This window comes from Ornithinibacillus californiensis, from assembly GCF_001038485.1.
Taxonomy (GTDB): domain Bacteria; phylum Bacillota; class Bacilli; order Bacillales; family Amphibacillaceae; genus Ornithinibacillus; species Ornithinibacillus californiensis.
The window spans coordinates 17354-32009 of sequence record NZ_LDUE01000069.1 but is presented as its reverse complement, the minus strand read 5'-3'; the positions used below and the strand labels follow the sequence as shown (position 1 = coordinate 32009).

The 14656-nt window shown below is 37.8% G+C and carries 15 protein-coding genes and 1 pseudogene; 10 read left to right on the top strand and 6 right to left on the bottom strand.

Features of this window, described 5'->3' with window-relative positions; genetic code table 11:
• Window positions 1-94 precede the first annotated feature (94 nt).
• The 7 genes from TE34_RS19105 (at window position 95) to TE34_RS19075 (ending at window position 5186) form a co-directional block, all read left to right on the top strand.
• A complete protein-coding gene (locus TE34_RS19105; protein WP_047986410.1) occupies window positions 95-745 on the top strand; it encodes an SDR family oxidoreductase in 651 nt (216 codons plus the stop codon).
• Between the two features lie 201 nt (window positions 746-946).
• Window positions 947-1417, top strand: coding sequence for a GNAT family N-acetyltransferase (locus tag TE34_RS19100; RefSeq protein WP_047986409.1), 471 nt, complete (start codon window positions 947-949; stop codon window positions 1415-1417).
• 50 nt (window positions 1418-1467) lie between these two features.
• Window positions 1468-2139 carry a kinase gene (locus TE34_RS19095; protein WP_047986408.1) on the top strand — a complete coding sequence of 224 codons (672 nt, stop codon included), beginning with the start codon at window positions 1468-1470 and terminating at the stop codon, window positions 2137-2139.
• Complete coding sequence (locus tag TE34_RS19090; protein ID WP_047986407.1) at window positions 2120-2836, top strand: DinB family protein; 717 nt, start codon at window positions 2120-2122, stop codon at window positions 2834-2836. The genes TE34_RS19095 and TE34_RS19090 overlap by 20 nt, the downstream gene beginning before the upstream one ends.
• 147 nt (window positions 2837-2983) lie before the next feature.
• Window positions 2984-3784 (top strand): arginase family protein, encoded by an 801-nt coding sequence (locus tag TE34_RS19085; RefSeq protein ID WP_047986406.1) that lies wholly within the window; start codon window positions 2984-2986, stop codon window positions 3782-3784.
• A 56-nt stretch (window positions 3785-3840) separates the two neighbouring features.
• On the top strand, window positions 3841-4329 hold the full coding sequence (locus tag TE34_RS19080) for a lysozyme inhibitor LprI family protein (protein ID WP_053075144.1): 489 nt from the start codon (window positions 3841-3843) through the stop codon (window positions 4327-4329).
• A gap of 14 nt (window positions 4330-4343) precedes the next feature.
• A complete protein-coding gene (locus TE34_RS19075; protein WP_047986405.1) occupies window positions 4344-5186 on the top strand; it encodes a metallophosphoesterase in 843 nt (280 codons plus the stop codon).
• 48 nt (window positions 5187-5234) lie between these two features.
• Here the strand turns inward: TE34_RS19075 and TE34_RS19070 are convergent, their stop codons facing one another.
• On the bottom strand, window positions 5235-6170 hold the full coding sequence (locus TE34_RS19070; protein WP_047986404.1) for a threonine ammonia-lyase: 936 nt from the start codon (window positions 6168-6170) through the stop codon (window positions 5235-5237).
• A gap of 229 nt (window positions 6171-6399) precedes the next feature.
• On the opposite strand from TE34_RS19070, the gene TE34_RS19065 reads away from it, so the two are divergent.
• Both TE34_RS19065 and TE34_RS19060 read left to right on the top strand, forming a co-directional pair.
• Window positions 6400-6801: a hypothetical protein gene (locus TE34_RS19065; RefSeq protein ID WP_053075143.1), complete on the top strand. Its 402-nt coding sequence runs from the start codon at window positions 6400-6402 to the stop codon at window positions 6799-6801.
• Window positions 6802-7036: 235 nt separating this feature from the next.
• Entirely contained in the window at window positions 7037-8068 is a 1032-nt protein-coding gene (locus tag TE34_RS19060; RefSeq protein ID WP_047986403.1) for a serine hydrolase domain-containing protein, read from the top strand.
• A 60-nt stretch (window positions 8069-8128) separates the two neighbouring features.
• On the opposite strand, the gene ltaE is transcribed toward TE34_RS19060, so the two are convergent.
• The 5 genes and pseudogenes from ltaE to TE34_RS19035 form a co-directional block, all read right to left on the bottom strand.
• Window positions 8129-9148, bottom strand: a complete 1020-nt coding sequence (ltaE, locus tag TE34_RS19055) for a low-specificity L-threonine aldolase (RefSeq protein ID WP_047986402.1) — start codon at window positions 9146-9148, stop codon at window positions 8129-8131.
• Between the two features lie 251 nt (window positions 9149-9399).
• Window positions 9400-10680: a GntP family permease gene (locus tag TE34_RS19050; protein ID WP_047986401.1), complete on the bottom strand. Its 1281-nt coding sequence runs from the start codon at window positions 10678-10680 to the stop codon at window positions 9400-9402.
• Between the two features lie 26 nt (window positions 10681-10706).
• Window positions 10707-11483, bottom strand: a pseudogene (locus TE34_RS19045) (3-hydroxybutyrate dehydrogenase).
• A 137-nt stretch (window positions 11484-11620) separates the two neighbouring features.
• Window positions 11621-12727, bottom strand: coding sequence for a M24 family metallopeptidase (locus TE34_RS19040; protein WP_047986400.1), 1107 nt, complete (start codon window positions 12725-12727; stop codon window positions 11621-11623).
• Window positions 12728-12755: 28 nt separating this feature from the next.
• On the bottom strand, window positions 12756-13271 hold the full coding sequence (locus tag TE34_RS19035; RefSeq protein WP_047986399.1) for a YbaK/EbsC family protein: 516 nt from the start codon (window positions 13269-13271) through the stop codon (window positions 12756-12758).
• 218 nt (window positions 13272-13489) lie between these two features.
• On the opposite strand from TE34_RS19035, the gene iadA reads away from it, so the two are divergent.
• Window positions 13490-14641 carry a beta-aspartyl-peptidase gene (gene iadA / locus TE34_RS19030; RefSeq protein ID WP_053075142.1) on the top strand — a complete coding sequence of 384 codons (1152 nt, stop codon included), beginning with the start codon at window positions 13490-13492 and terminating at the stop codon, window positions 14639-14641.
• Window positions 14642-14656: the final 15 nt, after the last annotated feature.

Below are 14656 nucleotides of genomic sequence, written 5' to 3'. Positions count from 1 at the left end.
GGACACATAATAATTAGGATAGCCCTTCAAATAATTGATATTTCATCACCGATTTGAAACAATATGAATAGTAACTAGGAAGGGAGATCATAAGATGAAAGTGTTTCTAATCGGTTCCAACGGTCAAGTAGGAAAACATATTGTTAAACTCCTTCAAGATAGTGAAAAACATGAATTAACAGCAATGGTACGTAGTGAGGAACAGGCACAGCAACTAATAGATTCTGGTGTAAATGCGGTAATAGCGGACTTAGAGGGAAGTGTAGATGAACTTGCAGATGCAATGCAAGGATCAGATGCTGTAATCTTCACGGCGGGTTCTGGTGGTAAAACTGGTCCGGATAAGACGTTACTTGTGGATCTAGACGGTGCGGTTAAGTCAATGGAAGCGGCTGAAAAAGTTGGTATTAATCGATACATTATGGTAAGTGCATATAAAGCATACGACCGCGAATCATGGAAAGAGAGCCCAATCAAGCCTTATATGGTCGCAAAACACTATGCAGACCGAATGATTGTTGCAAGTAATTTTGAATATACGATTATCGGACCTGGATTACTTCTTAATGAACCTGGTACTGGTAAAATTGAAGTAGGAGATAATATACAAAAAACAAGCATTCCACGCGAGGATGTAGCAAGAACGGTAGTTGCCGCAATAGATGAGGAAAACACCTATCAAAAAACAATTGAAATAATGTCTGGTGATACACCAATAGAGGATGCCTTGAAAACGGTCAAATAATAGATGATGGAAGCGAACAGTCGATATAGAGACTGTTCGTTTTTCTAATTGCAATAAAATACGATGGTTATTATGCAAACACACAGGAGGTTAAACCTGATTATTTCAAAAATTATTTACTTCAACGAGCGTAACTGATATGTTGAAAGGGATAAAGAACAATGTAGATTACTATCTACAGGGATATGTGAGGGGTATTTGTTGATCTCATTAGTTGAAAGTAGCTTAAAAAATACTGCTATAGAAAAAACAATCTTCATCTCTAATACGAAATATACTTCCATAGCGTACAAAAAAACTAAGTTAGAAGATGAAGATATTGTAACACAGTATAATGAGTCAAAAGAATTAAAAACACAAAGATACTTAGTAAGTAAGGATGGGAACATAATTGGAATTATCGAGTACGGAATGGAAAGTCCCCGTGCTAAGAAGCCATGGTTAACCTTACTGATAATAGACAGCCAGTACCAGGGACAAGGATATGCAAAAGAAACGTATTATGCTTATGAAAATAAAATGAGGAATATCCATGTTAAATGCATTCAAATCGCTGTACACGCAACCAACGAGAAAGCATTAACCTTTTGGACAGCATTAGGATTTGTGAAATATGATGAAAGAATCTTTGAAGGTGACCGAATGTATAGTCTCGAGAAACAATTAATGTAAAACGATTCTAATAGACTAGTAGCTACAAAAGGAATAAGGTGGTTCAACTCATGACTATATGCCTAAATGAATTGGCAAGCGAAATAGTTTATAAGTTTAATAAAAGATCCAATATCGGACGTTCTTATATTATTGCTTTCGATGGTCTAAGCGGCGCAGGGAAAACAACACTCGTTAATAAACTCGATTCTCTATTGAAACAAAAATGCAATGTTGTTGTTATACATATGGACGATCATATTGAGAAACGAAGTGCTAGATATAATACAGGACACGAGGAATGGTATGAATATTATTATTTACAGTGGGATACTGAAATCTTGAAGGATGAAATATTTAGAAGTATCCACAATGGAAATACGAAACTAACTCTCCCTTATTATGAAAAATCATCCGATAAGAATTATGCTAAAAACATTTCTGTTCCACTTAATAGTATTGTTTTAATCGAAGGTATTTTTTTACAAAGAAAAGAATGGAAAGCATATTACGATTATACTATTTTTATCGATTGCCCAAGGGAAATTAGGTATGAGAGAGTCCTAAATCGGGATTCTTATATTGGAGACAAACAAGCTATATTAGACAAATATAAAAGAAGATACTGGTTAGGCGAGGAGTATTATCTTCGCACAGTGAATCCTATGGAGAATGCAAATAAGATATTAAAATGTAATGGTCTGTTAGGAGTGGTGAATAGTCATGGACAAGATTCAACGTAAGATCTGGAACGAGAATCATAAACGATTAAAAGAAATCATAGAAAAGCAGGAACACCATGTTGAGGCGATTCAATTATTTCTTTCACAGCATGCATTACTTCATTCTGCTTCAATCGGTCATCCGCCTGATCAAGTCACAATGGAAGATGAGCTATTAAACGACATATGTGAAGCTACGTTTAGACAATATCCTGTCAAAACACCAGATACACAGAATTCCATAGCCTGGCATATTTGGCATGTTACTAGAATAGAAGATATGACAATGAATATTTTAATAGCAAATGATCAACAAGTTCTTACCACTGATAATTGGCTAGAAAAGTTAAATATACCTTTCGAGCATTCCGGAAATGATATGAGTGAAGAAGAGCTTACGAGTCTAAGTGCTAACATTGATTATAATTCCTTACGAGCATATAGAACTGCTGTTGGCAAACGAACACAAGAAGTTATATCTAATGTACGCTCCGGACAATTTCAGCAGCCAATTTGCGCAAGTAAGATTAACCGATTATTCGCAGATAAAGCTGTCTCTCCGAATTCGAAATGGTTAGCTGATTACTGGAGCAAAAAGACAATTGCAGGAATCGTGCTCATGCCAGGAACTAGACATATTTTTCTCCATCACAATAAATGCCTTCGTATTAAAAAGAAGTATCAGAAGAAGGTAAACCATGAAAGCGTGCAGAACTAAATTTTCTGCATGCTTTTGCCCGCCCCTAAACTTACTGTCGAACTTTACACCAACAATAATTTGATTTAGGTGTTATAATAATATTAAGATTATTTAATAAACTAATTTGTGAAAATATGAACAAATAGTTCTTGGGAGGTAATAGAAATGGAAGAGGCTATAACTCTATTGAATTTCGATGGGGCATACAGTAAGCAGTCTTTCTATAAAAGCAGCTCCGACAATTGGATTAATTTTGATTTTATGCGGAATATTAGTTTGTTTTGTGAAAGAGGTAGTTTACAAGATATTACCGATCGACTAATCGAACATAAGCAAGATGGGATCTGCTATTTAGGTAGTGGTAATTATCATTATGTTTCTTACATACTTCAATCCCAGATGAAGCTACCCTACACATTAATTCTATTTGACCATCATACAGATATACTTCCAGCCCCAAGTGAGAATCTCATCTCCTGTGGTTCCTGGGTACTGGAATCTCTCAAGACACTTCCCATGCTAAAGAAGGTATATATCCTTGGTGTGAGTGAAGAAACAAACCAAAACATCCCCGAGTCTGTTCAGGACAAAGTCGTTATTTATACCAAAAACTCACTCCAGACCAATCTCTCAACTATTACAAAATCTATGATAAAAAACATACCTACAGAAGCTGTCTACATAAGCATGGATAAAGATGTTCTTGATACGAAAGATGCCATGACCGGTTGGGATCATGGGACACTGCGTTTGAAGCAAATGTTGAAGATGGTGAAAGAGCTTTCCAAATCGAAGGATTTTCGTGGCGTTGATGTTTGTGGGGAGTATCCAGTGAACCCAATGAATGAATACCAAAAGGAGACGCAGGAAGCATTAGATAAAAATAATTACGCAAATGGTCAAATTCTGAACTATATTAAGCGGTGGACAGGCAAAGACAGAAACACTACATTGCTACATGCGTGATTAACTTATCTTTCTTTTGATATAATGTTGAGAATGAATAATGGGGGATACAAGATATGAGAAAATTACTAATGTTAATTGTTCCATTTTTATTATTAGTAGGCTGTACGATGGAAGAGCCCATCGATGAAACTCCGGTGCTGAATGAAAAGGAAGAGGAAACAACAGAGGAACATAATCCTAATGTAGTAACCAAAGAGGACCTTTTACAACAATTGGATGAAGTAGAAGAAAGTCTAGCTCTACAGCGCGAATTGATCAACACAGGTACGCAGGCTGATATGGATGAAGCAATAGCAGTTATGCATCAAAAGTGGGATGAAGCATTGAATGAAGTTTATGCAGTGCTTCAGGAACAGCTTTCTAGTGAGGAAATGGAAGATTTAAGGGAAGAGCAGCGAGAATGGATCAAATTACGAGACAAGGAAGCAGAGAGAGAAGCGGAGGAAAATAGAGGCGGTACAGTGGAATCCTTTGCTTATACAGCTGTGCTTATGGAAATGACTAAAGAAAGATGTTATGAATTAGTTGAAGAAAATATGTGATAGGTGGAAAATTTATGCCGAAAAAGGTTACTAAAAAGAAAGCAAAGCAATTTTTGTTGCTTTCAGGTGCATTGCTACTAAGTTCCCTAGTGAAAGTCTATGTTGATACGAATATATTCAAAGTAAATAATATTCGATTTCGTACCAAAAAGCTTCCGCATGATACCAATTTTTCCATACTGCAAATAACTGACCTACATAATCGAGTGTTTGGAAAACAAAATGAAATCTTGATTAAGACGGTGAAAGACATACATGCAGATGTAGTTGTGCTAACTGGCGACCTGATAAGCAGAGGAACCAATGATTTTACTAATGTCTTTACTTTAGTCGAGGAAATAATTAAGGTTAATCCAAATGTCTACTATGTTACTGGTAACCATGAATTGGGAAATGACAATGTAGATATGTTCCTAGCAGGCCTAGAGGAACGTGGTGTTAACATACTTAGAAATCAAAATACCAAAATAACACGAGGTGATACGGTTATTAATTTAGTAGGAATCGATAATGAATCTACGAATCATGAAGATCTTGATCAGGCATTTGATAGCATCAGCGAGGAACATTACACAGTTTTATTATCTCATTCTCCAAATGTTGTGGACAAATATGATTCGATTCCAGCTGACTTAATATTGAGTGGGCATACACATGGAGGGCAAATAAGACTCCCCTTAATTGGTGCAGTAGTTGGTCCTGATAGAAGTTTTTTCCCGAAGTTAGACAAAGGTATATTTGAAATTCATACGGGTCAGTATCTCTATGTTGATAGTGGGATTGGAACAAGTGGATATCCTGTACGGTTTTTAAATCAGAGTCAGATTAGTTTGATCGAGGTTAGAGGGGAAGGTTAAAAGGCCTTCCCTTTTTATTGTTTGATAACTTGTATTTAAGTAACTTGATTATCTGAAATTGGAAAAATCCACATTTCCACCTGACAGTACACAAACAACATTCTTACCTTGCACACCCAATTTCCTATTCATTGCTGCTGCAACGGTTACTGCGCTGGATGGTTCAATCAGTTGTTTCATTCTTTCTAACACAAAGTACTGTGCTTCCTTAATTTCTTCCTCGGTTACAAGTACTAAATCATCCAAGTATTTTAGGACAATTGGAAACGTCAAATTGCCCGGCTGACTAGTCCGGAGTCCATCTGCTATCGTAGTTGTTGCTGGTATGGCAGTTATTTTTCCGTTCTTTAATGAGAGATATGTATCATTGGCAGTATCTGGCTCTACGCCAATAACCTTTACTTTTGGCTTTTTCTGCTTAATTGCTGTTAATATTCCAGATATTAAACCGCCTCCCCCAATAGGTACTACAATAACGTCAGTCTCTTCAAACTGCCCCAATATTTCTAACCCTATTGTACCTTGTCCCGCCATAACAAATGGATCATCATATGGTGGTATAAACACGCCATTTTTTTCTTTTGCCAACGCTTTAGCTCTTGGCAGCCTCTCAGCTGAAGTGGTCCCACACTTTTCAATATTTCCACCATATGCTTTTATAGCATTTTGCTTACTTTCATTTGCATCAACGGGTACGACGATGGTAGCTGGTATACCTAGTTGATTTGCGATATAGGCTACAGCCTGACCATGATTTCCGCTAGAAGCAGCCGTTACAAAGGTTGCTCCTTCTCTAACCGCCCGTTTCACTCGATGGGTAGCACCTCGAATTTTAAAAGAACCAGTCTTCTGTAGATGCTCTGCTTTAAAATACATCTCATTTCCGCAAATTTCACTAAGGTGAGCAGAGTGTAGTATAGGTGTTTCGTGAATGAAATCAGCAATTTCTTCTCGTGCTTGTATTACATCATGAATGATAAGCATAGATAAACACCAACCTTTAGCAAAGGGATTTAAAAAAAGTATCTAAGTTATTTCTTAATGTAACACGATAAGTACGCTATGTCAGTCGAAAAAACTGAAAACTTATAGCAATCCTAAATAAAAGTTTGCCACGTATACACTTGTTGCGACTTTCTCCTATATATCGAGCCCAATCACAGCCCGAGCTAGGGGAATAACCTAAATATGTAAAGAAAGGAGAGATATTCAAGTGAATCAAAATAATTATATGAATCATCAAAATCTAGGAGATCTTCAATCTATGCAAGGGGATATGAAATCACTGTGTCAACGGTATATGAATTATCATGTTATGGCACAAATGAATGATGGGTCACAATTTGATGGGATTATTGAAGGTATGGATGATAATGGGGTAACCATGTTGATTCCTGAGGAAGTAGATTCAGAACAAATGGAACTAAATGGAGAGAATAGACAATTTGGTTTTGATTTTAACGGGTATGGTGGCTACGACAATTATGGTTATGGACGACCACGAAGAAGATTTCGTAGGTACCGTCGTCAACGCTTTCCACTAAATCTATTTTCTAGACTTTTCTTATTCCCATACTATTCTCCGCTGTACTCCCCATTTTATCCTGGTTATTAATTTGGTTGGGGATTTATAGTATGAATTAAGGTCACGTTTCGTTCGTAAAACATAATAGAATTTACTGCTTGCTGCAGGGGGAACACAGGGAAGAGCTACTGTTTCAGGAAGGTGAAACAAGAGATCTTCCCTATGTTTATGTAGTTTTAGTCAACTACTTTGTGCGGCTTTCTCTCTCGATTGAATTATTTGAAGGTTATGCTAACATTGGAAGAAGGGGGAGATGTGAAACGGTATGGAGACTGAAAAAATCGAGAAAAGGTTTAGCCGAGTTATTAAATCAAAGCATATACATGAGTCCGTTCTATTTGTAGAAAACACAAAAGGAGACTTTTCATATGCGAAAGATTATGGGGGAAAAAGTATTGACACACCGTTATTGATGGCAAGCATTACAAAATTGTTTACAACGACTTGTGTGTTGAAATTGTTGGAACAAAGTAAGGTGTCACTAGATGACAAGATAGTCAATTACTTCGACAAGCCTATACTTAGTGAACTACATATCTATAAGGGACATGATTACACCTCTCAATTAACCATCTCACATTTGCTCTATCAAACAAGCGGACTACCAGATGCCTATGTAGAGGGGAAGGGTAGCCTTAGTAAACGTATACTCTCTGAAGATATACAGATTTCTTTTGATAACATGGTAATGCTGACGAAGAAATTGAAACCTCATTTTTCACCTAATACAGGGAACAAAGCACATTATGCAGATATTAACTTTGATATGCTTGGAAAAATCATTGAAACGGTTACGAAATCATCATTAGAAGAGGTATTTGAATCACTAATCTTTAAACCGTTAGGACTCGTCAATACCTATTTACCAAGTAGCGGGCATGACAGTATTCCAAGCATTTATTATAAGGACACTGTACTTTCTCGACCTAAGTTCGTTAACAGCTGTAAAGCTAGTGGTGGCGCCATTAGTACTGCACGTGAAATGATGACTTTTATAAAAGCTTTCTTTGGAGGAAGGTTGTTTAATAAGACAATCCTTGATCAATTAGATAAATATAATAAGTTACAATTCTCCATGTTTCCTATTCAGTACAGTGGTGGTTACATGCGTGTACCACTACATGGTATTGGTACTCTATTTATGGGGAAAGGGGAGATAGTTGGACATGCAGGTTCAACAGGCTCGTTTGCATTCTATTATCCACATAGGGATTTGTTTTTCGTAGGAGATGTAAATCAAATAGCAAGTCATTTGTCAGTACGAATGCCAATGCAACTTGCTTTGGCACTGAAATAATAATACGCAATATAAAGGTGCCAGTCACTCCCCAGCATGTGTCGAAGTGACTGGCACCTACTATATGATTGCTTGGACCGCTACTAATGTCTTCTCAATTTCTTCTCTCGAAACGTCATAATGCGTAACAAAACGTACAGTCTCTAGACCAAAAACACCTGCCAAGACGCCTTTTGATTTTAATGCCTCAACGAAAGTCTCAGGAGTAAGTCCGGTTTCTTTTACGTTAACAATAATAATATTCGTTTCAACTTTATTTTCTACGGTAATACCACTCATATTAGCTAGACCATCAGCTAACACCTTAGCATGAAGATGATCCTCTGCTAATCTATCAATGTTTTCTTCTAATGCAACTAAACCAGGCGCAGCTATAATACCAACTTGTCTTAACCCACCACCTAGCATCTTACGCCATTTTCTTGCTCGATTAATAAAATCCTCTGTGCCAGCAATGATTGAACCTACTGGTGCGCCAAGACCTTTCGATAGGCAAAATTGAACAGAATCGGCATTTTTAGCATATTCCTCTAAGGGTATACCAGAACCAACTGAGGCATTAAATAGTCTAGCCCCATCAAGATGGACTTGAAGATTATTATCTTTCGCTACTTGATAGATAGTCTGCATATTGCTTAAAGGTAATATGGCTCCTCCTGCTAAGTTGTGAGTGTTTTCCATGCAAATTAATGAAGTAGTTGGATAGTGTATGTTCTCTGTACGAATCGTGTTTTTCACTTCTACTGGATCCATTGCACCCCTCACGCCTTGCACTGTTCGGGTTTGAACATTTGCTAATGCAGAGAAGCCACCAACCTCATACATGTAGATATGAGAACTTGCCTCTAAAATAACTTCATCACCAGGTCTACAGTGGGTGAGGGCAGCAATTTGATTTCCCTGTGTTCCACTAGTTACAAATAGTGCTTTCTCTTTTCCAAGTAATTCCGCCGCTTTTTCTTCCAATCTATTAACGGTAGGGTCCTCTCCATAGACATCGTCCCCAACTTCAGCAACGTATGCTGCTTTTCGCATGGACTCTGTTGGCTTTGTTACTGTATCACTTCTTAAATCTATCATTTTGCTACCACCTTTATCTCTTAATCAGGAATCTTCTACTCAGAAAGCTTTGCTTCGTTTTTATAATAATACTATCATAATGTACTGATATAGGGCATCAACTTTAGCGTGAGTTCAGTAGGCTGATAGAAAATAAAATAGTATCTTCTCACTAAGGGAACAGGGGTGGGGAAGTATAATAAAAATACCCCATTATTTGGCATAATAGATTAGACCAAAAATCTATTACCTAAATATGGTGTTATTTATATTTAATAAATACCAATAGAAGCAAACAGAATAGCAACAACAACTGCAATGACTGGAATACCTAAGGAAACCACGGCAATATCTTTATAGCTATCTTTATGGGACATTCCTGTGATCGCAAGAAGTGTTAGAACAGCGCCGTTATGTGGCAGGGTATCCAAGCCTCCGGAAGCAAGTGATGCAATTCTGTGGAAGGCCTCAGGTGCTATTCCTGTATCTAAGGCAATTTGATAGTATTTTTCACCAAGTGCTTCTAAAGCAATCCCCATTCCGCCAGATGCTGATCCAGTAGCACCGGCTAGTAGGTTAACAGCAATTGCTTCTGAAATTAGCGGACTTCCTTTAATATTGAGGAGCATGTTGGTTAAGGTTTCAAAGCCTGGAACAGCTTTAACAACTGTACCAAATCCAACAGCGGCACTTGTGTTAATAATCGCTGTAATTGATCCAATTGCACCATTGTTAATCGCTTTAACAAACGATTTCACTTTTTGAACATTGAATACTAAGATTAGTAGTATACCAACCAATAAAGAGACAATAACATCCCATTTAAACAAGTTTAGTGTGACTAGTACCGCAACTAACGGTAGAACGGATAGGAAAAAGTTCGGTACTTTCCCTGCATCTTCGTTTACTTTCTCATCAGGCTCTGTAAATACCTCACCTTTCGCCTTTAAAGACTTTTCACGCCAACGTAAGTATAAGTAACCACCAACACCCATTACTAAAGTAGCGATAATCCCCATGATTGGAGCTGCAGTTGGGCCTGTATGAAAGTACTCCATTGGGATTAAATTTTGTATCTGTGGTGTTCCTGGTATGGCTGTCATAGTAAAGGTAAATGCACCGAGAGCAACCGTACCAGGGATGAGCCTTCGATTAATATTCGCCTCACGGAATAATCCAATTGCCAGCGGATAGACGGCAAATACCACTACAAATAGACTTACGCCACCATAGGTCAATACGGCAGAGGATACAAGCACCCCAAGAATCGCTCGCTCTTTTCCCATTAATTTGGATAGAGCAATTGCCACCGATTTAGCCATGCCCGTGTCTTCCATTAACTTTCCAAAAATTGCACCAAGCATAAATACCGGGAACCATTGCTTAGCAAAGCCTACAAAACCTTCCATATAAGTTCCTTTATAAGCTTCTAACAAATCGAGTCCACCGGTCAATGCAACAATCCCAGCACTTATTGGGGCTATCCAAAGAATCGACCATCCCCGATAAGCTAGAACCATCAATACGATCAAGCCAAGAATAATACCTAGCATGTTAACTACTCCTTCCCAGTAGAAAATTATTGAGCGGTATATCCCGCATCCAGAACAACTGCTTGTCCAGTAACCCCTTTTGCTTTATCGCTAGCAAGAAATAAAGCGTAATCAGCAATCTCTTGAACATCTAACAATCACTTTTGTGGAATCAATGGATATAGAACTTCATCCAATACCTTTTCAACAGAAATATTTCTAGTGTTAGCTAGGTCTTCAAATTGTCCACGAACTAGTGGTGTGTCGACATAACCTGGGCAAATGGCATTAACTGTAATGCCAGAATCTGCTGCTTCTAATGCAGCTACTTTAGTTAGTCCTATGACACCGTGCTTGGCACTGTTATAGGCAGCTTTCCCAGCAAATCCGATTAAACCATTAATGGAAGCAATGTTTATAATGCGTCCTTGTTTTTGGTCCTTCATGATTGGAAAAACATGTTTCGTTGCCATAAATGGCGCTACTAGCATCACTTTAATCAAGTACTCAAATTTCTCTGTAGGAAAATCTTCTAATCTAGAAACATGTTGTAACCCAGCGTTATTAATTAGCACATCGATTCTTCCATACTTGTCCATAGTTAAATCAATAGCTTTTTTCAACTCTTCTTCGTTTGTTACATCACATCGAACACTGATGCAATCGAAGCCTTTCCCCTGTAACTCATCCGTAATGGTTAGTAATTTTTCTTCATTAACATCGGAGAATACTACCTTCGCACCATGTTGTAAAAAATTCATCGCAATTTCAAACCCAATCCCACTTGCCGCTCCCGTAATGAACAACACCTTGTTTTCTACCATTATTATCTCCTCTCCCTTTCTTGTCCTCAGTGCAAATATATTCTAGTAATTTTTATTAATTCTGATGATTAATGCTTATTTTTATAATCTTTGTGGAAAAAGTAATGGGACAAGTTCACTGTGCCCTTGTCCCATTACTATAGTAGCTGCAACTCTCTCGGAAATGAAGTCAGTACTTCAGCTCCACCGTTTTCGTTAATGTAAACCTCATCTTCAATGCGAACACCACCATAATTTGGAATATAGATTCCGGGTTCTATGGTAAACAACAACCCTTTATCGGCTAGTTGCTCATTATTTTGATGAACGGATGGTTCTTCATGCACCTCGATGCCAAGACCATGTCCCACTCGGTTGTTGAAGTAATCGCCATAACCACTTTGTTGTATAACATTTCTTGCTGCTATATCAAATGTTTTGAGCGGAACTCCTGCCTTAACAGCATTTATACCAGCTTGATTAGATTGTAGGACAATATCATATATTTCTTTCTGTTTTTCAGATGCTTCGCCAATGATGAAAGTCCTAGTTGTATCCGAACAATAGCCGTTGCTTGTTATAACACCAAAATCAATTAATAAAAAGTCACCTTGTTTGAAGTGACGTTGCCCTGGCATTCCATGAGGTAATGCCGATTTTTCTCCAGATAGAACAATCGTTGAAAATGATGGTCCAGCCGCACCAAACTTCTTCATGAGATACTCTAGTTCTGCAACTAATTCAGCTTCAGTCATACCAATCCGGACTTTCTTGATTCCCTCAGCAAGTACCTTTTCAATGATGTCTACTGCTTCTTGTAGATAAACTATCTCACTTCTTGATTTATTTAAACGTTGTGAATGAATAATAGGCTGGATGTCACCATAGGTGGCATTAGGAAAAATAGATGACAGAAGGTTATGCTGAAACATGCTCACTACCTTCCATTCAAGACCAAACCGTGTTATATTTTCGCCAAGTTTTGCCTGAAGTATGGCAAATGGATCTTGTTCATCGGAAATAGAAATAATGTTTTTAACAAATGATTCATCTTCCGCAATTTCCTTATCTAAAGCTGGAACGAACAGTAAAAAATCATCTATCCGGTTATCTATAACTAAAGCCATAAAACGTTCGTGTGGATCCGAATGGAAACCAGTATAATAGAATACGTTTGCGGGTGACGTGATCATAGCTACATCGAAGCCTTTTTCATTTAGATTATTTTTTAGAGTTGTTATTCTATTTTGATAGTTAATACTCATTGGTGAAACCTCCATTTTTATGTAAAATTCAAGCTTTATTACTATTATGAGAAACGGCAGCTAAATCTTCATCTTCCCAACCTTTACAAACATCGACCCAAACGCACGAAAAGGAGTATTTAGCTAATTCATCACAGGTCAATTCAATTGCGGAATTGGTGCTTCCACAAGCCGGAAATACCTTTTCAAAACGTTTCATGGAAATATCTAGATAGACATCCAATTCATTTGCTAAACCAAATGGACAAACCCCACCAATGGGATGCCCGGTTTGTTCGAGTACTTCTCCAGGTGAAAGCATTCGCGCCTTAAAAGTGAACGTATGACGAAACTTTTTATTATCAATTTTCGCATCACCAGCAGCGACAACAAGAATAGCTTTATCTCCTTCACCTCGAAGGGATAATGTTTTCGCGATCTGTGCGGGTTTTACCCCAATCGTATCAGCTGCCTCTTGTACGGTGGCACTGGAAGTATCAAATTCCATAATATCGTTCTCTCGATTCCATTTTTTAAAATGAGCTTTAACACTTTCTAGCGACATCTATTCCTCGCCCTTTCCAATTAATGTTATGAGGAATCATAGCATGTTTTAGTTTGGAAAAACAATAAAAGTGGTAGGACATGGAGGGAGGAACATTGTCAAACACAGAACAGGAAATGGAATGATTAACCTTTTCATCTATTCTGTAATTATGATATAATTCGTATAATTATACAAAATTACGTATGTGAAATTATACACAATTCTGGAGGGACAACATGATAACACTAATAAAAAATGGTGAGATTTACGCACCTAAACCGCTAGGAATACAATCTATTCTTTTACTTGGAAACAAGATAGCCAAGATTGGCGATATCGATGAAGAGACATTAGCCCATCTAGGTATTGTATATAATGTGGTAGATGCGGAGGGCTCTTTGGTTGTACCAGGATTTATTGACCCCCATGTCCACTTAATTGGTGGTGGTGGCGAAGGTGGTTTTGCCACTCGTACACCGGAAATTCAACTAAGTGATATGATCCATTCGGGTATTACTACCGTTGTAGGCCTTTTGGGAACAGATGGAACGACCCGTCATATGACTTCACTTCTAGCAAAAGCACGCGGGTTAGAAGAAGAGGGGATCACTACCTATATATATAGTGGAAACTATGCAGTTCCAACTCCAACCATCCTATCCAATGTGAAGGATGACGTAATAATCATTGATAAAGTTATTGGGGCGGGAGAAATTGCGATATCGGATGCTCGTTCCGGACAACCATCTTTACATGAATTAGCGAAACTAGTGGGAGAAGCGCATGTTGGTGGTATGTTAAGTGGAAAAGCAGGAGTTACGCATTTTCATGTTGGTCCTGGTAAGGAATATTTATCCCTCCTTCATCAGTTATTGGAAGATTACGAGATTCCTTCTTCTAAAATTTATGCAACCCATATTACTCGTAGCCGTGAATTAGTGGATGATGCCATAATTCTCGCAAATAAAGGGGCTTATGTGGATATTACTGCCGATGAAGTAACAGGCAAGTGGATTACTTACTATAAAGAAAACGGTGGCGACATGGAGCATTTGACTTTATCCTCAGACGGAAATGGTAGTCTACCAAAATTTGATGAGAATGGTAATTTAATAGGCTTTGGTGTTGCAAGTACGAATACCTTATACCAGCAAGTAGTTTCAGCTGTAAAAAATCATGGATTGTCATTAGAAGAGGTATTGAAGCTTGTAACTACCAATACAGCATCCGCACTTAAGTTTGCACAAAAAGGAAAAATTAAAGAAGACTACGATGCAGACATCGTTATTTTAGATAAGCAGTCGTTAGAAATTAACCATGTGTTTGCCAAAGGACAACATATGTTGCAAAATCAAGAACTTCTTGTAAAGGGGACGTTTGAAAACTAAGCATTTAAATACTAC

What these genes read in the sequence shown, in the direction of transcription:
- TE34_RS19035 (WP_047986399.1), bottom strand. Translation starts at nt 13,271, where the DNA reads ATGTCGCTAGAAAGTGTTAAAGCTCATTTTAAAAAATGGAATCGAGAG.
- TE34_RS19060 (WP_047986403.1), top strand. Translation starts at nt 7,037, where the DNA reads ATGGAGACTGAAAAAATCGAGAAAAGGTTTAGCCGAGTTATTAAATCA.
- TE34_RS19090 (WP_047986407.1), top strand. Translation starts at nt 2,120, where the DNA reads ATGGACAAGATTCAACGTAAGATCTGGAACGAGAATCATAAACGATTA.
- TE34_RS19070 (WP_047986404.1), bottom strand. Translation starts at nt 6,170, where the DNA reads ATGCTTATCATTCATGATGTAATACAAGCACGAGAAGAAATTGCTGAT.
- TE34_RS19080 (WP_053075144.1), top strand. Translation starts at nt 3,841, where the DNA reads ATGAGAAAATTACTAATGTTAATTGTTCCATTTTTATTATTAGTAGGC.
- TE34_RS19105 (WP_047986410.1), top strand. Translation starts at nt 95, where the DNA reads ATGAAAGTGTTTCTAATCGGTTCCAACGGTCAAGTAGGAAAACATATT.
- TE34_RS19050 (WP_047986401.1), bottom strand. Translation starts at nt 10,680, where the DNA reads ATGCTAGGTATTATTCTTGGCTTGATCGTATTGATGGTTCTAGCTTAT.
- iadA (WP_053075142.1), top strand. Translation starts at nt 13,490, where the DNA reads ATGATAACACTAATAAAAAATGGTGAGATTTACGCACCTAAACCGCTA.
- TE34_RS19095 (WP_047986408.1), top strand. Translation starts at nt 1,468, where the DNA reads ATGACTATATGCCTAAATGAATTGGCAAGCGAAATAGTTTATAAGTTT.
- ltaE (WP_047986402.1), bottom strand. Translation starts at nt 9,148, where the DNA reads ATGATAGATTTAAGAAGTGATACAGTAACAAAGCCAACAGAGTCCATG.
- TE34_RS19040 (WP_047986400.1), bottom strand. Translation starts at nt 12,727, where the DNA reads ATGAGTATTAACTATCAAAATAGAATAACAACTCTAAAAAATAATCTA.
- TE34_RS19075 (WP_047986405.1), top strand. Translation starts at nt 4,344, where the DNA reads ATGCCGAAAAAGGTTACTAAAAAGAAAGCAAAGCAATTTTTGTTGCTT.
- TE34_RS19085 (WP_047986406.1), top strand. Translation starts at nt 2,984, where the DNA reads ATGGAAGAGGCTATAACTCTATTGAATTTCGATGGGGCATACAGTAAG.